The organism is Chryseobacterium taeanense, from assembly GCF_900099685.1.
GTDB lineage: Bacteria > Bacteroidota > Bacteroidia > Flavobacteriales > Weeksellaceae > Chryseobacterium > Chryseobacterium taeanense.
Genome location: NZ_FNDW01000014.1, coordinates 51,784 through 77,266 on the forward strand (window position 1 = coordinate 51,784; position 25,483 = coordinate 77,266).

Genomic DNA, 25,483 nt, shown 5'->3' on the forward strand with positions numbered 1-25,483 from the left:
TTTTTGAAATAGTTGTGGCTTGTTTTTTTGTATTTTTATAAATTATGTTTGACAAGCAACAAAGAAAATTTAAAAGGTCTGCCAAATTGATTTCCGTATTGAGTAAATACGGCTTCAAAGATCTTCTGGCAAGAATGAATGTCGGAAATAAGCAGGTTGAAATCTCTGCGAATCCTGAAGAAATTATATCCAAAGGTACGGTTTATGAAAGAATAAGGTTGGCTTTGGAAGAACTGGGGCCAACTTTTGTGAAACTTGGTCAGACTTTCAGCAACCGGGAAGATCTTCTTCCGCCGGAATTGATTCAGGAACTGCAAAAACTTCAGGACAAGGTGGAGAAAGTAGAAATGGACGTTGCCGAAATCCTTGAGAACGAATTTAATATTATAGCAGACGAACATTTTTCGGATATACAAAACGAGCCTCTGGCTACGGCATCCATTGCGCAAGTTTACAAAGCAACAATGTCAGATGGCGCAGAGGTTATCCTGAAAATTAAAAAACCTGATGTACAAGCGGTTATTGAAGATGATTTGCTACTGCTAAAAGATATTGAAAAACTCATCTCATCCTATTCTGAAATAGGAGATAAGCTGAATCTGAAGCAGGCCATTTCAACCTTTGAAAAATCATTACTTGAAGAGGTTTCCTTAATCAATGAAAAGGAAAATATTCTACAGTTCAGGAGAAATTTTAAAAACTCAAGAGAAAGCTACGTTCCTGCAGTATATGAAGAATTCTCCAACAATAATATACTCTGCATGGAGTTTATTGATGGTATAAAAGTAACAGATAAAGTAACCCTTTTAGCCAATTCTATCGATCCTGTAACAGTATCCGAAACCGGTCTTAGACTGTTTGTCTCGCAAATCCTGGATTACGGCTTTTTTCACGCAGATCCTCACGCCGGGAATATTTTAGTCAAAAAAGACGGGAAAATTGTTTTCATAGACTTTGGCGCAGTGGGTAAAATTCCTCCGAATGATAAAGAAATTCTTGAAAATCTTATCGTAAGCTTTGTTGCTAAAAATCCGCATAAAATTGTACGCTACCTAAAGAAAATGGCAGTCAGTTATCAGATTCCTGATGAAAGAAGATTTGAAGGCGATGTAGAAGATATTCTGGATTTTGTTCACAGTACCTCACTGAAAGAAATCGATCCTCATGCCGTAATGAACAAAATGAAAGATGTTCTGAAGGATAACCGTCTTTATATGCCCGATTATTTTTATCTTTTATTTAAAGGAATAGGTTTGATCGAAGGAGTCGGAAGAACCATCAATCCGGATCTGGATATTGTGAAAAGTTTACATCCCTACACCAAAAAAATATTTGCAAGAAAAATAAGTCCGCAAAATATTTTTAAGACAGGAATGGATAAACTGATGAATTTTACAGATAATGTAGATGAAATTCCCAAAGAATTACGTTCTGTTTTACAAAAGTTAGATGAAAATAAATTCACGGTTTCCAGCGAAATTAAAAATATTGAAAAGACCAATCAATTAATAAAATCAAGCATTGTCAATCTGATTCTGGCTATGATTCTAGGAGCAAATATCATTGCAACGGCCATTGTTTTCGCTTCAGAATCCGGACCAAGAATAGGAGAGATGTCTTTGATAGCTGTACTTGGATTTATTTTTTCAATTTTATTGGTTGTCATTATTTTGTTAAGGATTACAAGAAAATAATTGTTAGGGATGTTTCGATAAGTTCAGCATAACATTTCTAAAAACTTCCATCATCCATCTTCAAAGCTTCCCGCTAAAGTTTAAAAAATTAATTACCTATCTTTGCAAAATGGAAAAACTCACTTTTGCAGATTTTGATCTCCCGGTTAAAATCCTTGATGTTTTAGCAGATTTGGAATTGTTCGAGCCCACACCGATTCAGGAGAAAAGCCTGAAGCCTATACTTTCAGGGCGCGATGTGATGGGGATTGCACAAACCGGAACCGGAAAAACACTCGCTTATCTGTTACCTGTCCTTAAAACATGGAAATACAATAAAAACGGGAATCCTACTGTTCTGATTCTGGTCCCTACAAGAGAACTTGTAGTGCAGGTTTCAGAAATTGTTGAGAAATTAACAGAAAATACCACTGCAAGAGTTATAGGAATTTACGGAGGAAAAAATATCAATACCCAAAAACTTTTGTTCGACGGAGGTTGCGATATTCTTGTGGGAACTCCGGGAAGAGTAATGGATCTCGCGATCGATAATGCGATTTCTCTGAAAGAGGTTCAGAAGCTGATTATTGATGAGTTTGATGAAATGCTGAATCTTGGTTTCAGACCACAGCTTACCCATATTTTTGAAATGATGAAGGAGAAAAGACAGAATATCCTTTTTTCCGCAACCATGACAGATGCTGTAGATGAAATGCTGGATGAGTATTTTGCAAGCCCGGTTGAAATTTCATTAGCAAAATCCGGAACTCCGCTTGAAAAAATTGAGCAGACCGCTTATAAAGTAGAAAACTTCAACACAAAAATTAATCTTCTTGAATATTTGTTGAAGAAAGATTCTGAAATGTCAAAAGTTTTGATTTTCACTAATAATAAGAAAAATTCCGATCTTGTTTTCACCAAAATTGATGAGCTTTTCCCGGAGCAGTTTGATGTTATTCACTCCAATAAATCCCAGAATTACAGGCTTAAAGCCATGAAACGTTTTGAAAATGAAGAAATAAGAGGTCTTATTACAACGGATGTCATGGCAAGAGGTCTTGATATTTCAGATATTACTCACGTTATTAATTTTGAAACACCCGATATTCCGGAACAGTACATTCACAGAATCGGTAGAACGGGTAGAGCCGATAAGGATGGAAAAGCGGTGACTTTCGTAACGAAAAAAGAAGAAACTTTAGCGCTTGACATCGAATTGCTGATGGATAAAGAACTAAAATATATCGACTTCCCTGAAGAAGTGAAGATTAATCCTAAAAAGATTGCTTCTGAAGAAGAGCAGATTTTGATGAAAAATCCGGCTCAAGTAAAATTGAATGAAGGAGGAGGTGCTTTCCATGAAAAGAAAGACAAAAACAAGAAAGAAAACTGGGGCGGCCCATCCAAAAGAAAAGCACCGAAAAAATTCGGGGCAAACAGGGCTCAGCAAAAAGCGATCTCTAAATCAAAAAGAAAGAAATAATAAAAAAGCGATTCCATCCGGAATCGCTTTTTAGTTTATAATTCTTCATTATTTATTTCATATAAGGGCGCATAACGGAAGTCCAAAGCTGATAGCCTTCCGGAGTCATATGAAGCATATCTTCCACAAAAATATCTTTTCTTACATTTCCATTGCTGTCCTGCATTACTTTTGTAATATCGATAAATTCAGCATTCGGTTGTTTTTTCATAAAAGCTGCAATCTTTTCATTAGCTTCCTTCATTTGAGGCCAAAGCTTTTCGCGGCTCGGAGAATATTTTATGGAAATATAATCAACTTCTATTTTCGGGAATTTTGCTCTTATTTTTTTATAAAATGTTTTAAATCTGTCTACAACGACATCAGCTTTTAATTTGTCATCATCGGCAAAATCGTTCTCACCGCAATAAATGATGATCTGTTTCGGCTGATAGTTTAAAAGATCGTTGGAATAATAATTAAGATCAGTTAATCTTGAACCTCCAAAACCTCTGTTGATGATAGTTTTATCTGGAAAATAATTAGCAACATCTTTCCATTTTGTAAAAGATGAACTTCCGATTAAAAGAATCGCATCTTTTGGCGGTGTAGTTTCCTGATCCAGCTTTTTGAAATTTTGGATATCCTGCCAGAACATTGGTTTTTTTTCCTGTGAAAAGAAAAGGGCAAAAGTCAGCAATAAAAATGCTGATAACATCTTCTTCATTGTTTAATCATTTTAAAATTTTTATCTCATAAAAAACTCCCGAAGACCGGGAGCTTAATTTTTTTATCTTTTATAAGAAATGTAAGTGTAATCGATCACCTGATCTCCATCCTGATCAATATTCCCGAACATCTGTTTAAGTTTCATTTCCGAACTTGTAAGAACAACTACCTGATATTTTCTTGAGCTGTCGTTATCATATTTGATGATAAGGTTTTTGGTCTCCGTATCATACTCATAAGTTCCTTCCGATTTATAGCTTACCTGGCAGTCTGCGCCTGTTCCTGTATAGGCAGTGTAAGACGTATAATAATCTGTTCTGTATTCGGTAATATTTTTTGCAGAGCATCCGCTGGGAACATCTGTTTCAATGACAGTCTTATCGTCTTTACCTGAAATTACTTCTGTTTTACTGGTTTTCCACTCACCTTTCATCATGTCCATTTCATAAGCTTGGATATCGTCATCTTGACATGAACTGAGCGCTAACGCTGAAAAGGCAAATAAAAGTAATTGTTTTTTCATTTTCACAAATTTAAGAATATGCTAAAATATAAATAAATTTGAAATATCTCTAATGAAATCAAGGTTTTTTAAACGAATGTTTGTAGAAAAAATAATCTATGCCGGAAGTTTGAAGCTTGATGCTGGAAGTTTATTATTATACCACTTGATTTTTTTGTTTAAGGTTTGAAGATGTATGCTGGAAGTTTATTGTGTACGCTTAATTTTTTTTAACATAGCGAAAATAAACCTCCATCATCCAGCCTCCAGCTTCCTAATAACTCATTTCTACAATCTTGCGGGCATCCTCTGGACTAAGTTTTTTGTATTCTCCGAGACCCGTCCAATTTCTTTCTGTAAATGCCTTTTCCACTCTTTCAGCGGTTCCCTGGAAATCTTCGGTATATTCTGATAGTTTTGTCTGAATATGAAGGCTGTGAAAGAATTCTTCCAGTTTTTTGATTCCGGCTTCGGCTTTTTCTTCAATACTTCCGTCCTTTATTCCCCAGACTCTTTCAGCATACTGTGCAAGCTTTCCTTTTTTAGTCTCAAAATTATAACGGTAATGAGACGGAGCAATAATTGCCAGCGTTCTCGCATGATCTATCCCGAAATATGCTGTAAGCTCGTGTCCCATAGCGTGAACCGCCCAATCGGTAATCACACCTTTCTGAATCAGACCGTTCAGAGCCATGGTGCAGCACCACATAAAATTTCCTGCAGCATCATAATCGAACTCGTCTGCAAGAACTTTCGGAACCGTTTCCTGTAAGCTGATGAGAATGCTTTCCGCAATTCTTTCCTGAAGGTCAGCAGATGAAGGAGCGGTCATGTATTGTTCCAGAACGTGAGTATAAGCGTCTGTTAAACCATTAACAATCTGTCTTGGCGGAATTGATTTTACCACTTCAGGATCCAGCACTGAAAATTCAGGGAAAAGACCCGGGCCGCCGGATGCCAATTTTTCATTGGTTTCTCTTCTTGAAATTACATATCCGGAATTCATTTCAGAACCTGTTGCAGGTAAAGTCAGTACACTTCCGAAAGGCATTCCTTCTCCTTCAAAAGTTCTTACAGGTTTTGTAAGAATTTCCCATGGCTCGCCGTCATAATTAGCTGCTGCAGAGAGAAATTTGGTTCCGTCGATTACCGATCCTCCGCCCACGGCAAGAAGATAAGTGATGCCTTTTTCTTTGATGAAACTTAAAGCGTTGAGCAGAACTTCATATTCCGGATTGGCAGGAACGCCACCAAATTCGTACACTTCATGATCTTTCAGTGCCTCTTTCACCTGGTCGTAAACACCATTATTTTTGATGCTTCCGCCACCATAGATAATTAAAACTTTGGCTTCTGCAGGAATTTCCTTTGAAATTTTGGCGATTTCACCTTTTCCGAAAAGTATTTTTGTTGGATTTTTAAACTCGAAATTAAGCATTGTTCTTAAATTTATTTTGATTCAAATGTACGCAATGCGTAATGAAAAATGAGTTAAGAAAGTTTTAAAATTCTTATGATTGATTTTTATTAAAACTATCGGTTGTATTGTAAACGGCGTATTATATATTTGATATAGATGCTTCGTCGGTTCGAGTGAAATTCTGAAAGAATTTTGTATCGAGAACATATTGATGACGAGAAGTTCTCGATACGATTTTCTCCATTACATTACGAAAACCTACTCGAACTGACGATTTTTGTATGTAAAGTGAAATTCAGGCATTCAGTTGAGAACATCAACTACTTCAATGAGACCGTCAAGTAGTCCGAATAGGGGATCAATCAGTTCGATGAAGCAAGCAGGTGTTTCGAATAAGCGATCAATCACTCCGAATGAGCAATCAACCGTTCAGAAGTATCGATCAACCGTTCCGAAGAGATAATCAACCGTTCAGAAGAAGCGATCAACTGCTCAGAAGAGGCAATCAAGTACAATTTGTTATTTTTCAATGCTTTACAGCTTCGTTTGAAGAGATGAATCAGTTAAACAATATACTGTATAATAGAATTCAGATCTATTTTTGAACGTAAAAAGTAATTCTGTGCATGAAATAAGTTACGGATGTTATAGAAATAGAACTTGAATACCCATATTAATAAGTCCCATTATTTTTTGTCTCAATTTTTCCCGTTTTCCTGTTGATTTTAATGAAAAAAGACTCTTTATTTTCAGCATTGTTTGTAAGCTTGGAGAGATAAAGAAAGATATTTTTATCGTCCATTGTATAAGATCTGCCCGATACATTACCAGTGTCAACAGTATAACCATAGGTGTTGGCTATTAAAATGGCTTCCGGAAGATTATCGACCGTTCCGATAAAACTTCTCAGTTGCTGTTCGGTGGAAAAGTATTTCGTTTTACCTTTTTCGCAGGCCAGCAGATAAGAAAAGCAATCTTCTCCCAGACATTTCTGGAAAAATCCTTTTTCAGGAGCGGGATCGTTTAAGGTCATAAAATCCGGTGCCTGACTTTCATAGATAACCGCTTTGTCGGGATCGGGATTGTTGCGGAGAACAGACCAGTAATCGTATTTTTTATCGGGAACAATAAAAGGGAAAAGCAATTCGGGATTATCTAAAATTTCCGGGATCTTTTTGTAATCTGAAGGAACCGTTTTCTGACCGAAAACCAAACCTGAACATAGCAATAAAACCGGAAGTAATACTTTCATTCTGTTATTTTTTTTATTTAGCAAAAAAGCTGTTTAAACTATTTTAAATTTAACCACAAACCGAAGGTTCGACGGAGTCAAAAGAGTCAAAAGGCTATTTTAAAGTTGTTATTAGAGAAACAAAATTCTCAAAAGAATAAAAATCAAAGATTTTTTTAAAACTATTGTATTCTTTATTCTTCATGTTGATGAACTTTAATTAAAATTATCTAAATCTTTTGCATCTTTTGCGGTTAATAGAAAGTTTAAACAAGTAAAAAGTAAATTTACTGGAATATAATTTTGTAATACCCGTTTTCATCTTTCACATCAATTCCCACGCCAGTAAAAGTTAATTTGTTAATCTGGTAACCATCACACCCGCCTTTAAATTCGGATGACTGAATCGTGAATGTAAAATTTTTGATATTGGAAATGAAATTATAATTTTTTGTTCCATCATAAGCGCCTACATTTTCCAGAATAAGCATATCATCATTCGTTTTTGTAAGCTGTATCGTAGTCTGGTTTTCTTCCTTAACTGAATAATTGGTAAGCGTTCCGTTTGTGATCAGATTTACATCATTGGAATCCACAAATTTAAAGGCAATTGGTTGCGGCGCGTTGTAGCAGTCTTCGCCGCAAGCGGTGAAAAGGAGAAAGGGGAGGAGGAATAGGAATATTTTTTTCATGGGATTGATTTTGTAATTGATAAAAATAATGATTTTATTACTAATTAATAAATCTTCGTGTCGCCCTAACAATATTATAGATCATATATGATGACCATATTCTCATTAAAATATCTATAATAATCAAATAGCCTGAGAATGATGTGTCAGTTTTTCTAAGAGGGTTGATGTAAATGAAGAATTTTTCGAATGCAAATTTTAATCCATCCCATGACCAATCAAATAAAGAAATTTGCAGATTATTAAACCCATTCAATGAAATTGCAATTAAAAATAATGTAAGATGACCTAATAGCAAATATAAAAAAGGCTTAATAAAACTTTGTCCATATTCACTGAGTGAGTTACTTAGAATTAAAATGACCTTATCCCAAAAATCATTTTTTAAAGGTGATGACCATTTAATGGTCTTATTGTGATAATTTAATTCATTTTTGTAAAACCTATTTTCATTAATTTTATCATCTAGTTTTGACATTGATATTTTTAATTGACGATAATTTTCTTTAATTGAAGGGTACTCCGATGAAGCTAATTTTCTGTTATTTAAAAGAGTATTTTCAAAACCAATAAAATTAGGACCTTTAAGCGCTCTCAAATTTTCTTTCCAACTACAGTTTATAAAAAGACAATCTGAGATAAAACTATCAATAATTACTAATTCATTATATTTTTTAAAATCTATTCTAAAAAATTGTCCTTTTTCTAAATTACTATCAACTATTTGAAAATATCCGTTATTTTGATCATTTATTATTGTTGAAATATTTGCTAAATGCAGAATACCATTATTATTGAAATTATCTAATAAAAAGTTATTACATTTTATATCCTCAAGTTTTAAACTTTTATTTTTTAGATTCCCAGAAATAGTTATATTGTTGATTTCTAAATTATTAATGGCTATATTCCCAGAATTACTATCCCCATAATAAATAACAAGTTTTTCTAACTTGTTACTATTAATGTTGAAATTTTCAAATGAGACTCGATAAAAAGCAAATTTTTTGGAATTATACGTATCGAAATTGATGTTTTTAAATTCACCGTCCCAAATGTCAATGTTTTGTATATCACTAAATTTAATATCAAAGTCTTTTTTTAATATTGCATTCTTCATAAAAATGCCATTCTTTATTGAACATTCTGAAAACATTATATTCTCCTGAAATTTACACTCTGAAAAAAATATAAATTGTTCTAACTCAAAACTGCAATTTTTAATAATTACTGGCAGAGATATATTTATAGTTTCATCTAAATGCATGGCTTGACCTACAATTTTATAGTTTTCAAAGATTATTTTAGTATTGTAGTCTGTTGATAAAATATCTGTTGTAGGATTTTTAAGTAATTCTACAAATTCGTTTGATGAAATTGTTGTTCTGGTCATGTGTAAGATGGTTTGGTTATTTTTTGTAAAAATATTTTATTTTAATTAAATAGCTTCTTAAAAAAGTTTTATTTAATATAATTTTCCACCCAAAATCCCCTACATTTGTTATATGATACACGACCAACGCGCAGAAAAATTCAGGCAGATCGTGGAAAATAAGTTCCAGATCTACAATTCATTGTTTATGAGCCTGCCTTATGATAAAATGACGAATATTGGGATGCTCCTTCCATTTCTTTGTGAAGAAAGCAAAATCGGCTATGAAGCCGGAAAAACTCCCGAAGAAATTGTTGAAGAATTCTTTAAAAGTCATACCGATTTACAAACCGAAGAGCAGAAACTCGAACTGCTTTTTAAAATCATACAATACATCGAAAGACAGGTGGTTCTGTTCGACAGTATTGAAGATGCAGCGTTTCCTAATCTTCACTCCGACAGTGATAAAGGAACAGTGACCAACCTTTACGAGCATTCGCTTCAGGATCACAAACTTGAAGAAGTTCGCCAGAAACTGAAAGATTTTACGGTGAAAATTGTTTTTACTGCACACCCGACACAGTTTTACCCGAACTCTGTGCAGAGAATCCTTCATGATCTCAGAAATGCAATAACCAACGACTCGATCACCAATATCGATATGCTTTTGCAGCAGCTGGGTAAAACACCTTTCGTCAACAAAGAAAAACCGACTCCGATTGATGAAGCGATGAGCATCATTTATTACCTGAGATATGTGTATTATGATACGATCGGAGAGCTTTTCACTAAAATAAAAGAAACCTTCGGAAATGAGCATTTCCATCTTCATGAAGATCTTATCCAGTTAGGATTCTGGCCGGGCGGTGACAGGGACGGAAATCCTTTTGTAACTGCAGATACTACGAAAAGAGTTGCGGAAGAACTTCATTCTGCGATTCTGAAAGCGTATTACAATAATCTGAAATCGGTGAGAAGAAGGTTAAGTTTCAGAGGGGTTTCTGAAGTGCTTACCAAACTGAGCAATGAATTGTACGCTGCTATTTTCAGGAATGAAAAAATAACAGCGGAAGATATCATCAGAAGAATTGACGAGGCTGAAAAAATTCTTGTTGAACAACATAATTCCCTATTTGTTAATTTGCTGACCGATTTCAGAGATCGCGTAAGAATTTTCGGGACGCACTTTGCTACGCTGGATGTACGTCAGGACAGCAGGATTCATCAGAAAGTGATGGACGAGGTTTTTGCTAAAATAAACGGAAATACGGATGCCGATTATGAAGAAAAATTTAACAGCCTGATTAATGTTTCGGAAAAGGTAAATCCCGAAGATTTTGAAGATATCGTTAAAGATACTTTGCTTACGGTTTCACAAATTTCCGAAATACAGAAACTGAATGGCTCAAGAGGAATGAACCGTTATATTATTTCCAATTCCGATGCGGTAAAAGATGTGATGAATGTTTATGCATTTTTCAAAGTTTCCGGTTATCAGGACGAAGAAATTAATGTCGATATCGTGCCACTTTTTGAAACGATGGAAGGACTTGCCAACGCAGAAAATGTGATGCATGAACTGTATCAGAATCCTGTATATAAAAAGCATCTGGAAAGAAGAGGAAATCAGCAGACGATAATGCTTGGTTTTTCAGACGGAACCAAAGACGGCGGTTACCTGAAAGCCAACTGGGAAATTTATAAGGCTAAAGAAGTTCTTACCAAATTATCCGAAGAAAGTGGAATTAAAGTAGTCTTTTTCGACGGACGCGGCGGTCCGCCCGCAAGAGGTGGCGGAAAAACGCACGATTTCTATGCTTCGCAGGGAAAAACAATTGCCAACCATAAAATTGAACTGACAATCCAAGGGCAGACGATTACCAGCATTTTCGGAAATAAAGAACAGGCGAAATATAATTTTGAGCAGCTCTTAACCGCCGGTGTGGAAAATGATGTTTTTAAAAATTCCAAAAAAGATTTTACGGAAAAAGAAAGAGCATTAATCATCGAACTGGCAGAAATCAGCTATAAAAAATATTCAGATTTAAAAGCTCATCCGATGTTTGTTCCTTATCTTCAGGAAATGAGTACGCTGGAATATTACGGAAAAACCAATATTGGAAGCCGTCCGTCAAAAAGAGGTGCCGGAAATGAGCTTAAATTTGAGGATCTGAGAGCGATTCCGTTTGTGGGATCATGGTCGCAATTGAAGCAAAATGTTCCGGGATTTTTCGGATTTGGTTTTGCCATGCAGCAGATGAAGGAGCAGGGAAGATTTGATGAAGTAAAAGAATTGTATAAAGGCTCCGATTTCTTTAAAACATTGGTGCTAAACTCAATGATGAGTATGAATAAAACGTATTTCCCATTAACGTATTATATTAAGAATAATCCAAAATTCGGCGCGTTCTGGAATGTTTTGTTTGATGAATATAATCTTTCCAAAAGTATTATGCTGGAACTTACAGGCTTCAAAATGTTACAGGAAGAAGATCCGCTTTCAAGAAAATCGGTGAAGATCCGTGAAAGAATTGTACTTCCGTTATTGAGTATTCAGCAATATGCTTTAATGAAAATTCAGAAAGGAGAAGGAAATAAGGAAGCCTATGAAAAACTTGTGACACGTTCATTGTTTGGAAATATTAATGCGAGCAGGAATTCGGCGTAATCAATGATATGTTGTTTTTTTAATGCATTGAAAAATAACATAATCACTAGAATTTGAATCAGACTTCGACCTCGCTCAGTCTTCGTAAATTACAAGAAAACCTCTCAATCCGAGAGGTTTTTGTATTTATTGTTTGATAAATTTCTCATAATAGACTTTATCCTTTGTTTGAATTTTAAGGTAATAAACTCCTTTTGCAAAATCCTCAACTTTCAGCGATTTTTGATGGTTGACTTTTGTAATCAATCGCCCTAAATTATCATAAACCTCCAAAGATAAAACTTCACTTTCAGAAGCAACATTCAGAATGTTTTTAACCGGATTCGGGAAAATGGTTAAATTGTTTTTCTTTACTAATTCTGAAGTATTTAAAACATTATTATATAAACTTCCAAAGTTTAAAATCCCAAAACCCATCTGATCAGAGTGACTTGGATAAAGAGATGCTGTTTGCCTTAATTTATTTCTCATCAAATCCCTGTTCATGGTAGGAAAAGCCTGAACGAGACAGGCGACTCCTCCCGCTGCGATAGGGGTGGCTATTGATGTTCCACTCACCAAAACAGTTGAATTGTTATTGTTAACCGTTGTCGCTAAACTACCCCTGGCGCTGGCATCCGGTTTTATGGCTCCTGCTGAATTGGGTCCGTAAGAAGAAAAATCAGAAGATACTCCGCTAGCATCTACGGAACCGATTGAAAAGACTTTTGCATTGTCGGCCGGTGTCATGATATAATGCCATGGCTGCATTCCGGAATTACCGGCGGCAAATAATACAAAAATTCCTTTATTGACGGCAATTTCAGCACCACGCGCAATGAAGGAAGTGCTGCCGTTCATGTCGGAGTATGTATAGCTGTATTTCGGGTCGTCAAAAGTGGCATATCCTAAAGAGGTCGTAATCATATCGACTCCTTTTCGGTCGGCTTCTTCCGCAGCTTCGATCCAGTACAATTCTTCTTCAGGGATTTCTACGGTGGCATTTTCGCTTCGGTAAAGATAAAAATCGGCATCCGGGGCAGACCCTACAAAAGTATCCAGTATGTATCCTCCGATGGCTCCAAGTACTACAGATCCGTGAGCGTTGAGCGATGTGTTGTAAATATCCGTTCCTTTTGTGACAAAATCGTATCCGCCTTTGATTTGATTATTGGTCCATAATCTTGCGTATGCTGAACCCGTATTCACATTTGGAAAGCCAGCATCGATAACGGCAATCGTAACGCCTGTTCCTGTGTATCCTGCAAGATGTAACGGACGAAGATTGATCTGGTCAATCTGTTCAGAACCGGAACCATAATTAAAAACCGTTAAATTTTTATTTACAGTAGATGAAGGATCTTCCCATTTATTAACGTTTTTAATTTTCGGAACCCCAGACGTATTTTTAGCAAAACTTTCTACTGATGCAACATAGCTTTGAGATTCCAGTATTGATATTTGAGCCGGAGTAGCATTTACCGCAACACCATTCAGCCATTTTGAATAATCCGTAACCGTAAATCCTAAATTTTGAATATTGGTGATGTATGATTGTTCAATTGGTGCATCCTGATCGTTGAGTGCTACGCCTAGTGCTGTTCTGCGGTCGAGGGATTTCTGGGATAGCTCAGACAGCGGATTGGCATAAAATGCAGCTTTGTTGGGCTTGTCATTAAAAAATACGAAAACAAGCGATGTTTGGGCAAAACTTATCGAATAACCTGCTAAGAGACAAAAAAGTAAAGTTTTTTTCATGTATCTATTTTTAGATAAAGATAAAACAAAATCAATAAAATTTTTGAAAGGATTTTAAATTCCTTATTTTTACAGAAATATTTATTTATGAAAAAGATTCAAATGGTTGACTTACAAAGTCAGTATTACAAAATAAAAAATGAAGTAGATAATGCAGTTTTAAATGTAATGGATTCAGCGGCTTTTATCAACGGCCCTGAGGTAAAGTCTTTCCAGAATGAATTGGAGTCTTATTTAGACGTAAAACACGTGATTCCGTGTGCAAATGGTACGGATGCGCTTCAGATCGCTTTAATGTCGCTCGATCTTAAAGAAGGCGATGAGATCATTACCGCAGATTTTACTTTTGCGGCAACGGTTGAGGTCATTCATCTTCTTAAACTTAAATCTGTGTTGGTAGACGTAGACTACGATACTTTCACGATCTCTACAGAAGCTATTAAAAAAGCGATTACTCCAAAAACAAAAGCGATTATTCCTGTTCATATTTTCGGACAATGTGCCAATATGGAAGAAATTTTAAAGATTGCCGAAGAACATAATTTATACGTCATTGAAGATAATGCTCAGGCTATTGGTTCCGAATTTACTTTTGCAGACGGAACGGTAAAAAAAGCAGGAACAATGTCTACGGTAGGGACAACTTCTTTTTTTCCATCGAAAAATTTAGGCTGTTACGGTGATGGTGGAGCAATATTTACCAATAATGATGAATTGGCGCATCGTTTAAGAGGGATCGTAAATCATGGAATGTATGAAAGATACTACCACGATGAGGTTGGGGTAAATTCAAGATTGGATAGTGTACAGGCTGCTATTTTAAGAAAAAAATTACCCAATCTTGACAATTATAACGAGGCAAGAAAAAAAGCAGCAGATTATTATGATGAAGCTTTTGCAGGAAATGAACACATTTTAACGCCGAAAAGAGCTGAATATTCTACTCATGTTTTTCATCAATATACTTTAAGAATTCTGAACGGTAAACGTAATGAGTTGCAGAAATTTTTAACTGAGAAGGAAATTCCTGCCATGATTTATTATCCTGTAGCATTAAGAAAGCAAAAAGCATATTATCAGGAAAGTAATGATGCAGATTTTGTAAATACAGACAAGCTTTTGGATCAGGTAATCTCTCTTCCGATGCACACTGAGCTTGATGATGAGCAGCTGAAATATATTACGGATGCGGTGTTGGAGTTTATAGGATAAGCTATGCTTCACGACGAAAGGATTTTAAAAAATAAGTTTGCTTATTTTTTTACAATAGTTTTTATTCTTGGTTGGATTATTTACTATAGTGTATTTGTAATCAATATTTTACTTAAAGGTTACAGATTAGCTGAAAAATATGTAAAATTCAGATCTTTTGCATATTTTCTGAATTTTATTGTATTTGTACTATTAATAGTAACATTTATATATATTTTTAAGGAATCAAAAAAAATGTTTACATATTTAAATATTACAAGTTTTTTGATAATAATTTTAGGCTCTTTAAGTTTTTATATGAATTATGGAGAACTTTGGAAAACTTATCTTAAATCTTTTATAATTACACTTTTCATGTTTTTAATAGTCCCGACATTATTGATAAATTATTTTAAGCATACTCCAAAGAAGAATGAAATAGAAGAAATAGGAACACACAATGATTAAAAAAATAATAATTAAAAAATGGCAATACTTGTAACAGGAGGTTTAGGATATATCGGTTCGCACACGGTTGTAGAACTTTTGAATAACAATTTTGAAGTTGTTATTGTGGATGATTTATCGAACTCCGAGAAATTTATATTAAAAAATATTGAAGAAATTACAGGTAGAAAGCCTGTTTTTTATCCTTTTGATTTAAAAAGAAGAGAACTTCTGACTCAGGTTTTCGATGCCCATAATATTGAAGGCTGTATTAATTTTGCCGCATCGAAAGCAGTGGGAGAGAGCCAGCTAAAGCCTGTTGACTATTACGAAAACAATTTGTTCTCACTTATTAATATTTTACAGGAATTTAAAGAAAGAGAAATTTCAAACTTTATTTTCAGTTCTTCATGTACGGTGTATGGCCAGGCCGATACGATGCCGATTGATGAGAATACTCCTCTGAAAACGCCGGAAAGCGTTTACGGAAAGACGAAACAGATGGGAGAGGAAATTTTAATTGATTTCGCTAAAGCTTACCAACGTAAAATTACTTTATTAAGGTATTTTAATCCGATCGGAGCGCATCCTTCTGCCAAAATCGGAGAACTACCTATAGGAGTTCCGAATAATTTAGTACCTTACGTCATGCAGACGGCAGCCGGCATCCGTGAAAAACTTAATATCTGGGGAAATGATTATCCTACTGAAGATGGTACAGCGGTTCGTGATTATATTTATGTGGTAGATCTTGCCAAAGCTCACGTTGCGGCATTAAAAAAATTAATGCAAATTACATCCGATGGCACTGTGGTTGATATCTATAATCTTGGCACAGGGAAAGGCTCTTCAGTTTTAGAGGTCGTTACAGCATTTGAAATTGCAAACCATGTAGAAGTTCCTTATCAGGTCTGTGATCGTAGAGAAGGTGATATTACAATCGCTTACGCCAATGCAGATAAAGCAGAAAGAGAACTCGGCTGGAAATCTGAAACCACTCTGGAAGAAGCACTAAAAACGGTTTGGGAATGGCAGAAGTATCTGGAGACAAAAAAATAAAGAAGTTAAATTATAATAAAAAAAATATATGAAAACACAAAGAATAGGAATTACGTTTTCCTCATTCGATTTGCTGCATGCAGGCCATATCAAGATGCTTGAGGAAGCCAAAACGGTTTGTGATTATTTAATTGTAGGTCTTCAGATTGATCCTTCGCATGATCGTCCTAATAAGAATAAACCTACGCAGACTATTGTTGAAAGATATATTCAGCTGAAAGCAGTAGATGCTGTAGATGAAATAATTCCTTATTACACCGAGCAGGATTTGGAAGATATTCTAAAGTCTTTTGTGATTGACGTGAGAATTATCGGAGACGATTATCTTGACCGCGACTTTACAGGGAAAAAATATTGCGAAGAAAAAGGAATTGAAATTTTTTATAATAAAAGAGATCATCGGTTTTCCTCAAGCGATCTGAGAAAAAGAATTTATGAGGCAGAGCTAAAAAAGATTTCCCATGCGGAAGCAAAATAAAAAAATCCCGAAATAATAAGTTTCGGGATTTTTGTTGTATATATAGAAAGGATTACATTGGTCCTCCCTGTTGATCGTCTCCTGTAGCATTGGAGTTGATGTCTTTTTTACGCTTAGGCTGTTCGATTTTCTCTCCCTGCTTGAATCTATAAGTAAAAGAAAGTGCAAACTGTCTTGGTTGCCATTGCATATAAGAATCTCTGACACTATTTGCTGTGTAAGTAGTAGATCGCATTGCTCTGGTATTGAAGATATCCTGGATGTTAAATGAAATTGTAGCATTTCCGCTCCAGATGGTTTTTGATGCGCCAAAATTAATGGCATACATGTCTTTCCTTTCCTGATATGCTGTTTTCTGACCTCCTCTGTAGAATCCTTGTAGCTGTAAACTGAATGTTTTGTCAACTTTAAATGTAGAGGTAAGTCTTGCCCTCGTTGAAAGTCCTTTTCCTTCAAAATTAGCGACTGCCTGAATTGGATTTCCTAATTTGTCAAAGGTATCATAAAGCGTACTTCCTTTGGTGTTGTATCCGAATAAATCTAGATTTCCAAGTAATTTCAACCAACCGGTTGCGTCCCAGTTAAAGTTTAAATCCAGTCCATAACGGTCATCAGTACCCAAGTTAATAGGTTTTGTATGAGATTCAATCACTTTAGGCATCATGATATTTCCATCTTCATCTTCAGCTAATTTATTATATACTAGCATTTTAGTATCGTCAGTCTGATGTCTGTAATACAAAGTAGGATTGATCGTAAATTTCCTTTTGGAAATACTGTAGCCAAATTCATAAGAATCAACATATGAAGGATTCAGATTAATATTTCCATCAAAAATATTCTGATTGTCATTATAATTCGGGTTAGGAATCATGAAGAACGATCTCGGACGGTCAATTCTCCTTGTATAGTTTAATAATAACTGATTATCTTTAGCAAATTCATAGCTTAAATAAACACTAGGAAATAAATTGTTATAATTTTTTGTAGTGTTAAGAGCCGGACTGTTTGGTACTAAATTTTTATAAAAAATATCCACATTGGAAAGCTCATCTCTTAATCCTAACTGATATCCCAGATTTCCGATTTTACTTCTAAATTGTAAGTAGAAAGCGTTAAAAGTTTCTTTATAAGTTGCATCATAGGTATATGGTGTCAGAAAAGAGAAAACAGGAGGTTCTTCCGTACTCTGTTGTACATCATTGCTGTAATCGTTATTATTAATGTCTAACCTGTAACCAGCTTCTAGTTTAGAATTTTCTCCAATTGGAAGTTCGTAATCTGCCTTGGCAATTACGGATCTGTTTATCGTATTCTGATTTACAATATTTTTCAAATCTAACACTCCAGTCTGACTGATATCTGTATCATTATAGGATCTGTTTCTTTGTAAGCTCAATGATAACGATAAGTTTTGTCCTTTATCATCAAATTTATGGTCTAAACCGAAATCTCCTTGAAATGCGAGATTATTATTAGCTCCTAACGTTATCCTTTTGGAAGTACTGTTAGGATCTTTAAAATAATCGTAATAATAATCAATATTACCTACACTTTCATTATCAAAAGTTCTTACAGTACCTGAAGCATTTACAGAAGTTTTATCCGTAATGTCATATACAAGCCCAGCAGAAGCATTATAATTGTTGTTCTTACTGTTGTTTTCAGAATCGGTATTTCTTTGTACCAAATCATCATCAAGCACCGCATTGGTGAAATAATCATCGTTTCTGCTGGTATTTTTAGATTCTCTGTAGCCACCACCACCATTCAGGAACCAGGTAAGATTTCCTTTTCTCCAGCTAAGGTTGGTGTTAAGGTTGGTTTGAGGCAAATATCCCAGTGTTCCGGTAACGCTTCCGTTAAAACCGGTTTTTTTATTTTTCTTTAAAATAATGTTTAAAATACCTGCAGTTCCGCTCGCTTCAAATTTTGAAGAAGGATTGGTAATTACTTCAATTCTTTCAATTTGGTCAGCAGGAATACTTTGTAAAGCATTGGCGCCATCATCAATTCCCAATAATGCTGATGGCTTGCCGTTGATTAAGAATCTTACATTAGAACTACCACGCATCGAAACGGTACCATCCGTATCCACAGAAACCGACGGTACGTTGGAAAGTACATCCTGAAGATTTCCTCCCTTACTTACAATATCCTGAGAAGGATCGTATGTTCTTTTGTCGAGTTCAACTTTATATGGCTTTGTTGAAGGTGCTGTGATAACTACACCCTGAATGTCACCTGTTTTAAGATTCGTAGCACTTGTTTCAGGATCAATGGAAAGCGCTCCTATATTGCCGGCAGTTGCAATCTGCTTCGTAACAACACTCTTTTTGTAATCGATTGCCTCAATGGTGATATCGTACTGTCCGGGTGTGAGGTCAAGCTTGTATTGCCCCTTTTCATCGGTAAGTGCAGCATCACTGAATTGCTTATTCGTTTTATTACTAAACGTAACAGAGGCATAAGGAACGGGCTGGTTGTTTTTGCTGACGACCGACCCGGAAATACCTACCTTCTCCTGTGCAAAAGCCAACGCTGCTGCCGAAAGTACAAAAGTAAGCCCTAAGGTTTTTCTTGTAAAAATGTTAATGATTTCCGTCTGATTCATAAGGTATTTTTTGTGTAAAATCGTGAAAGATTTCTCTTAATATTATGAAATTATCAATCTCTTTTTGATTTCAAATATTAAGCCTAATTTATTATTTATGGTATATATGTCGCTTAAAAAAGCGAAATGTTAATTATTAAATTGTTAAAAAAAAGTTAATATGATTATTATTTTATGTTTTTAGAATTCAGCCAGTCCTGATACGCTTTAGCGTTAATGGCGTGTTGTTCTGCACTTGCCGTAAATTTATGGTATCCTAATCTTGCGGGATCGGCACACATAAAGATGTAATCGTTTTTTTCAGCGTTTAAAATTGCATCTACAGAATTTTTATCCACCACACAGATCGGTCCCGGAGGAATACCTTTATTAGCGTACGTGTTATATGGTGAAGGGGTAGATAAATGTTTATAGAAAACTCTTTTGATAGGTTCTTTAAAATTAGTCTGCTTATTGATGGCATAAATTACCGTCGGATCCGACTGTAGTTTCATATCTTTTCTGTAACGATTCAGGTATAATCCGGCAATAGTTTTCATTTCATCTTTTTTTCCTCCGGATTCTTTATAAACAATGGAAGCCAAAGCATAAATCTGATCTCTTGTAAGACCTGACTGTTCTTCTTTTGCTTTTCTTTCTGAATTCCAGAATTCATTATACTGATCGTTGAATTTTTTGAAAAATTCCTGAGGAGTCACCGTCCAGAAAAAATTATAGGTATCAATAAAGAAATATTTTTTAAGATCTTCTGCACTGCTGTAGCCTTTCTCTTTGGCAATTGTACTCAGGCCGTTCACAAACTGTAAAGAATCCAGTTCTGTTTTTTTTGTGACTTTACCAAGCATCTGATAAACATCTCCGAAGTCACCTATCCTGAAGCTGTTTTCACTTTGGTTTCCGGCTTTAATCATATTCACAAGTTTTGCATTTCCTAAACCTTTCTGAAAATGATAACGACCCGCTTTGAAATACTTATCCAATTCTTTTTCTTTAGCTACGGATTCAAATGCTTCTTTATCATCTACATATTGTGTTGCAGAATCAAGAATTTGATTAAAATTTGCGTTATGGGGAATCAGAACATAGCCGTCTTTTTTAATATTGTTCCCGTAATATTTAGTATAAAATCTAAAACCAAAAAATCCACCTATCACAAAAACAAGCAGAATAATGGTGAGTATAGCTTTTTTCATTTAATCTTAATTAATATTTGTCTTAAATAAGGTCGATTTTACCTTTAAAAACTTGTTTTGCAGGGCCTTCCAGCCATATGTTTTTGAAAGTGTTCCCATTTTGTTCAGCATATACTTTAAGATTTCCGCCTAAAGTCTTTACTTTTACGGAGATTAGATTGTTATTTTGAAGAAAAGTTAAAGCTGAAGCCGTAACTCCTGTACCGCAGCTGTACGTTTCATCCTCAACGCCTCGTTCATAGGTTCTTACGAAAATTTTATCATCATTAATTTTTTCCACAAAATTCACATTGATTCCTTTTTCTTTGTAATTTTCAGAATTTCGGATGCTGTTTCCTTCCGCAAATACATTATAATTAACAATATCTTCAACGTATTTTACATAATGTGGCGAACCGGTATTCATAACGGTATCATTCCCATCGCTGGAAATGGTTTCCACGTCAGACATTTTTAATTTAACCACACCATTATGAATTTCTGCCACGTGTTCTCCATCAATTGCTAAAAATTTGCAGTTTCCTTCAAAAATATCAAGAAAAAAAGCAAAGGCAACCGAGCAGCGCGCTCCGTTTCCGCAAAAGCTTTTCGAGCCATCCGAGTTATAATAATCTACTTCAAAATCAAAATTCTCTGCTGAATTTATTTTAATCAACCCATCCGCGCCGATACCGAAACGGCGGTCACAAAGCTTTTGAATGTCGGCAATTGAAAGATCGTTCCATTCTCCGGAGCGGTTGTCGATCATTACAAAATCGTTTCCGGTTCCCTGATATTTATAAAATTCCATATCTAATAGCTGATTTATCTGAATTAAACATACAAAATTAGTGCAATTAAAACAAAAAACGAACAGTGTTAGCTGTCCGTTTTCTTATTTATAATCGTTTTATCTAAATCCTCCGCTATTTGTATTCCTGGTATTCGGTTGAGACGAACTTTGCTGAGTCGACGATCCTGAATTGTTTCTAAATCCACCATTATTAGAGTTTGTATTGGAAGAGTTATTCGAGGAGTTATTTCTGAATCCGCTGTTGTTTTGCTGAGTCGGTGCTTTCTGGCGTTGATTCCTGAATCCACTATCAGATTGCTGATTCCTGTTCTGCCTGTTGCTATTTCTGAATCCTCCATTGTTGGAATTACCCCGGAAACCATTATTAGGTCTGGCGGAAGTGGTCTCACCATCGGATCTTCTTTCAATATAAACTTTTCTTCTCGAATTATTGTAATTCTGGTAATAATATGGCATACCGTTATCATAGTAGTAATTCATATTATTTCGGTAATAATATCCATCATTACCCCAGTATCCTCCGTTTCCGTAGTATCCTTGCGGAGCATAATAATATCCGTTATCATAATAAGGATCTCCATACGTACTTGCGTACGGATCTGCGTAGGCTGTACACGATGCTAAACCTGCAATTGCGACAACACTGAATGCTATTTTTAATAAATTTTTCATGACTTTACGTACTTTTTGTTCTTAAACTTTTCTTCCAGGTAATAAAGCCCTGGATTGCCATTATAGTAAATACCAAATATTGAACCGAAGTGATACCGAGACCTTTATAAATCATCATGGGGATACATATAAAATCTCCGATGATCCAGAAAATCCAGTTTTCAACACGTCTTTTTGCCATGAACCACATTCCTACAAGAAAAATAGAAGTGGTAACAACATCCAGCCAGTTGCCCCAGTCGAGGTGATACAAACCCAGTCGAATGTTTCTCATTGAAAACTGATTATCAATGAAAGGTTTATAGTAATATACTACAGTTACTAAGATTAAGCTTAAAGCAAAAAGTAAAATCCCGTAAAACCATTCTTTTTTTGAAGCCCATGAAACTTCCACGTGAATATGGTCATTTGAGTTTTTCGCCCATAAAATCCATCCGTAAATACTCATTACTGTATAATATACATTAATCATGCAGTCTCCCAACAGTCCAAAATTGAAAAGAATATAAACATAAATAAGGGTAGAAATGATTCCTGTAGGATAAACCCATATATTTTTTTTAATGGAAAAATAAACGCTTAAAATTCCGAATATGGCAGCAAATGCTTCAAGGAAAATCTGCAACGTAGTGTATGTTTCGTAGGGTTTTACGAAAAGATCATATAGATTCATAAGATCAAAAATAAACAAAAAAAGAGATACTTTAAAATGATTTAAATAATATGAAAATCAGATTTTTATATTTCTTTCTTTAAAATAAATGATGAAAATCTATTAATAAACGTTAAGGTTTCTAAAATTTTTATATTTTCGTAAATCTTTAATTAAATTAGAAAATATGTATAAAATTTGGAAGAAAAAATCATTGACTCAGCTCCTTGCTGAAGCATCGGATGATGAAAAGGGCCTTAAAAAAACCCTTAGTGCGACATCTCTTGTTGCTTTAGGAATTGGTGCTATCATTGGCGCAGGACTTTTTTCTTTAACAGGAATTGCAGCTTCAGATAATGCAGGTCCTGCAGTTGTATATTCATTTATATTGGCCGCTTTAGGATGTGCCTTCGCTGGTTTATGTTATGCGGAATTCGCATCGATGATACCTGTTGCAGGAAGTGCTTATACATACTCTTACGCTACAATGGGTGAGTTTATTGCCTGGATTATAGGATGGGATCTGGTTCTTGAATATGCTTTAGGAGCAGCAACAGTAGCTGTAAGCTGGTCTCAGTACGTAACCAAATTTTTACACCAGCTCGGAATAGATTTACCGAATTCACTGCTGCACGGCCCATGGGACGAATCAGCGGGAATCATCAACTTACCTGCAATAATAATTGTTTGTTTGTTGTCTTTACTTTTGATAAGAGGTACTAAAGAATCTGCTTTTCTCAACAACCTTTTGGTAGTATTAAAAGTAACCGTTGTTTTAGTATTTATAGCACTTGGTTGGGGCTTTATTAATAGTGCGAATCATACTCCTTTCATTCCTGTAAACGAAGGAGAATCGATGGTAAGCGCAGGGAAAATGTCTTTCATGGAGTTTTTTAAAAGCGATTATTTCGGGCATTACGGATGGAGCGGAATTCTTCGTGGTGCAGGAGTTGTTTTCTTCGCATTCATTGGTTTTGATGCAGTAAGTACAGCAGCACAGGAAGCAAAAAATCCGCAAAAAGGCATGCCAATCGGAATTATCGGTTCATTAGTTATTTGTACTATTTTATATGTTTTATTTGCATATGTTTTAACAGGATTAGAGAATTATCTTAATTTTAAAGGAGATGCAAGTCCGGTAACGACTGCATTTGCTAAAACAGGATATACTTTCCTCAATTCTGCTCTTACTATTGCTATCATTGCAGGATATACTTCGGTAATGTTGGTAATGTTAATGGGACAAAGTCGTGTTTTTTACAGTATGAGTACTGATGGTCTTTTACCTAAATTTTTTAGTGATCTTCATCATAAAAACAGAACACCTTGGAAAACAAACATTGTTTTCATGATTTTCGTAAGTTTATTTGCCGGATTTGTACCTGTTACGGATTTGGGACATATGGTAAGTATCGGAACTCTTTTCGCATTCTGTCTTGTTTGTATCGGAGTTATTGTGATGAGAAAATCAAATCCAAATGCTGTAAGAGGTTTTAAAGTACCATTTGTTCCTTTATTGCCAATTATAGGAGTTATCGTTTGTGTAGGGCTAATGATTGGTCTTCCGATCGAAAGCTGGGAAAGACTTGCGATTTGGCTTGTCATTGGCTTAGCAATTTACTTTTTCTATGGAATGAGAAATTCTAAACTCAATAAAAATTAAATATTTTAAAATAAACTTTTTTATAAATCCTATCTTCCTGATAGGATTTTATTATTAATATTATCATGAAAAAGATTTTACCATTATTACTTCTGTTCTTAGGTATCTTTACATTTTCTCAACAGATTGAAAGCTTTAAAACCATTTTAAATGATAAAATAAGCATTAGGGCGATTGAATTAGATGACGATAAAGTCTGGTACAGCGGGACGGATTCCAAATTCGGGTTTGTTGATCTGATAGATCCTGAACATCAAAAGCAGATTAAATTATCTGATGAAAAACTTCAGTTCAGAACACTGGCGCAGGATGAGGATTACTTCTATGCTGCAAATATTGAAAGTCCGGCTCGTTTTTTTAAAATTGATAAAAAGAATTTTACCCACCAAATTGTATTTAATGATATAAGTAAGGCTGCATTTTATGACGCTTTTCATTTCGTACATAATCAATTAGCTTTTGCGTTTAGTGATACAGATGATAACAGATTGAAACTCGTAGTGTATAAAAACGGAGAATGGAGTTTCTTTAAAAACGATATCAGACTAAATACGGGTGAAGCAGCATTTGCCGCGAGCAATACCAATATCGCTTCAACAAAAAAATATTTGTGGATTGCGACCGGCGGGAAATCTTCGAGAATTTTAAGATTAAATTTCAAGGAAAATAAAATTGATGTTTTTAATACACCAATTATTCAGGGAGAATCGTCTCAGGGAATCTATTCAATAGATTTCTCAGACGATAAATTCGGAATTGCTGTGGGCGGTGATTACACAAAACAGGAAGCCAATATCGATAATATCACAACAACCAATGACGGTGGAGAAACATGGCAAATTCAGGCTTCGGGAAAAAATGCAGGATATACGACCTGTGTTAAAATTAAACCTAATTCAAAAGGAAAAGAGATTATTGCAGTTGGAGATCAGCACATCAGCTATTCTTCCGATTACGGAAAAACATGGAAAAAGATTTCCGATGAGAAAGGATTTTTTGTCTGCCAATGGATTGATACAAATACGGTGGTTTTCGCTGGAAAAGATAAGATTTCAGTGATGAAATTAAAGTTTTGATCTTCATCTGTTATTACTCCGATAAAATTTTAAGATGAGTTCAGTTTGCTGCGGCTAAGTATTTAGACTCATTATAAATTTCTGAAAAAGACCCTAATATATTTCATGATTAGAAATTCATCAGATATCTTTAATTTTGCATTATGAAACTTTGATAAA

At 35.0% G+C, this 25,483-nt stretch carries 20 protein-coding genes; 8 read left to right on the plus strand and 12 right to left on the minus strand.

Translation table 11 applies throughout. The features are described 5' to 3' along the window. The first annotated feature begins 44 nt into the window (after positions 1-44). Together BLR30_RS16125 and BLR30_RS16130 are read left to right on the plus strand one after the other, a co-directional pair. Positions 45-1,694 (plus strand): ABC1 kinase family protein, encoded by a 1,650-nt coding sequence (locus BLR30_RS16125; RefSeq protein ID WP_089861146.1) that lies wholly within the window; start codon positions 45-47, stop codon positions 1,692-1,694. Between the two features lie 109 nt (positions 1,695-1,803). Beyond that, positions 1,804-3,156, plus strand: a complete 1,353-nt coding sequence (locus BLR30_RS16130) for a DEAD/DEAH box helicase (protein ID WP_089861148.1) — start codon at positions 1,804-1,806, stop codon at positions 3,154-3,156. 52 nt (positions 3,157-3,208) lie between these two features. Here BLR30_RS16130 and BLR30_RS16135 read toward each other — a convergent pair whose 3' ends face one another. The 6 genes from BLR30_RS16135 to BLR30_RS16165 form a co-directional block, all read right to left on the minus strand. Continuing rightward, positions 3,209-3,862 (minus strand): GDSL-type esterase/lipase family protein, encoded by a 654-nt coding sequence (locus tag BLR30_RS16135; protein ID WP_089861150.1) that lies wholly within the window; start codon positions 3,860-3,862, stop codon positions 3,209-3,211. A 63-nt stretch (positions 3,863-3,925) separates the two neighbouring features. Then, positions 3,926-4,387: a lipocalin-like domain-containing protein gene (locus tag BLR30_RS16140; RefSeq protein ID WP_089861152.1), complete on the minus strand. Its 462-nt coding sequence runs from the start codon at positions 4,385-4,387 to the stop codon at positions 3,926-3,928. A gap of 253 nt (positions 4,388-4,640) precedes the next feature. Continuing rightward, complete coding sequence (locus BLR30_RS16145; protein ID WP_089861154.1) at positions 4,641-5,804, minus strand: iron-containing alcohol dehydrogenase; 1,164 nt, start codon at positions 5,802-5,804, stop codon at positions 4,641-4,643. Between the two features lie 655 nt (positions 5,805-6,459). Then, positions 6,460-7,038 carry a hypothetical protein gene (locus tag BLR30_RS16155; protein ID WP_089861158.1) on the minus strand — a complete coding sequence of 193 codons (579 nt, stop codon included), beginning with the start codon at positions 7,036-7,038 and terminating at the stop codon, positions 6,460-6,462. Positions 7,039-7,304: 266 nt separating this feature from the next. Next, entirely contained in the window at positions 7,305-7,709 is a 405-nt protein-coding gene (locus BLR30_RS16160) for a hypothetical protein (protein WP_089861160.1), read from the minus strand. A 40-nt stretch (positions 7,710-7,749) separates the two neighbouring features. After that, positions 7,750-9,102 (minus strand): hypothetical protein, encoded by a 1,353-nt coding sequence (locus BLR30_RS16165; protein ID WP_089861162.1) that lies wholly within the window; start codon positions 9,100-9,102, stop codon positions 7,750-7,752. Positions 9,103-9,214: 112 nt separating this feature from the next. Between BLR30_RS16165 and BLR30_RS16170 the strand changes: the two genes are divergently transcribed. Further along, positions 9,215-11,749, plus strand: coding sequence for a phosphoenolpyruvate carboxylase (locus BLR30_RS16170; protein WP_089861164.1), 2,535 nt, complete (start codon positions 9,215-9,217; stop codon positions 11,747-11,749). A gap of 126 nt (positions 11,750-11,875) precedes the next feature. Here the strand turns inward: BLR30_RS16170 and BLR30_RS16175 are convergent, their stop codons facing one another. Next, positions 11,876-13,486, minus strand: coding sequence for a S8 family peptidase (locus BLR30_RS16175; protein ID WP_089861166.1), 1,611 nt, complete (start codon positions 13,484-13,486; stop codon positions 11,876-11,878). An 87-nt stretch (positions 13,487-13,573) separates the two neighbouring features. On the opposite strand from BLR30_RS16175, the gene BLR30_RS16180 reads away from it, so the two are divergent. The 3 genes from BLR30_RS16180 (at position 13,574) to BLR30_RS16195 (ending at position 16,661) form a co-directional block, all read left to right on the plus strand. Next, the gene (locus BLR30_RS16180; RefSeq protein ID WP_089861168.1) at positions 13,574-14,698 is read left to right on the plus strand and encodes a DegT/DnrJ/EryC1/StrS family aminotransferase; all 1,125 of its coding nucleotides are present in this window, start codon (positions 13,574-13,576) and stop codon (positions 14,696-14,698) included. A gap of 465 nt (positions 14,699-15,163) precedes the next feature. Then, positions 15,164-16,183, plus strand: a complete 1,020-nt coding sequence (gene galE / locus BLR30_RS16190) for a UDP-glucose 4-epimerase GalE (RefSeq protein WP_089861172.1) — start codon at positions 15,164-15,166, stop codon at positions 16,181-16,183. Between the two features lie 28 nt (positions 16,184-16,211). Then, positions 16,212-16,661: an adenylyltransferase/cytidyltransferase family protein gene (locus BLR30_RS16195; protein WP_089861174.1), complete on the plus strand. Its 450-nt coding sequence runs from the start codon at positions 16,212-16,214 to the stop codon at positions 16,659-16,661. A gap of 52 nt (positions 16,662-16,713) precedes the next feature. Here the strand turns inward: BLR30_RS16195 and BLR30_RS16200 are convergent, their stop codons facing one another. From BLR30_RS16200 to pnuC, 5 genes are all read right to left on the minus strand, one after another. Next, on the minus strand, positions 16,714-19,275 hold the full coding sequence (locus tag BLR30_RS16200) for a TonB-dependent receptor (RefSeq protein ID WP_089861176.1): 2,562 nt from the start codon (positions 19,273-19,275) through the stop codon (positions 16,714-16,716). Between the two features lie 167 nt (positions 19,276-19,442). Then, entirely contained in the window at positions 19,443-20,468 is a 1,026-nt protein-coding gene (gene mltG / locus BLR30_RS16205) for an endolytic transglycosylase MltG (protein WP_089861178.1), read from the minus strand. A 22-nt stretch (positions 20,469-20,490) separates the two neighbouring features. Continuing rightward, positions 20,491-21,258, minus strand: coding sequence for a diaminopimelate epimerase (gene dapF / locus BLR30_RS16210; protein ID WP_089861180.1), 768 nt, complete (start codon positions 21,256-21,258; stop codon positions 20,491-20,493). Between the two features lie 99 nt (positions 21,259-21,357). Further along, a complete protein-coding gene (locus BLR30_RS16215) occupies positions 21,358-21,933 on the minus strand; it encodes a hypothetical protein (RefSeq protein ID WP_089861182.1) in 576 nt (191 codons plus the stop codon). A 4-nt stretch (positions 21,934-21,937) separates the two neighbouring features. Further along, positions 21,938-22,606, minus strand: a complete 669-nt coding sequence (gene pnuC, locus BLR30_RS16220; RefSeq protein ID WP_089861184.1) for a nicotinamide riboside transporter PnuC — start codon at positions 22,604-22,606, stop codon at positions 21,938-21,940. Between the two features lie 166 nt (positions 22,607-22,772). Here pnuC and BLR30_RS16225 point away from each other — a divergent pair, with 166 nt between their 5' ends. Then, positions 22,773-24,248, plus strand: coding sequence for an amino acid permease (locus tag BLR30_RS16225; protein WP_175443680.1), 1,476 nt, complete (start codon positions 22,773-22,775; stop codon positions 24,246-24,248). Positions 24,249-24,313: 65 nt separating this feature from the next. After that, positions 24,314-25,324, plus strand: coding sequence for a WD40/YVTN/BNR-like repeat-containing protein (locus BLR30_RS16230; RefSeq protein WP_089861185.1), 1,011 nt, complete (start codon positions 24,314-24,316; stop codon positions 25,322-25,324). The last annotated feature ends 159 nt before the right edge of the window (positions 25,325-25,483 follow it).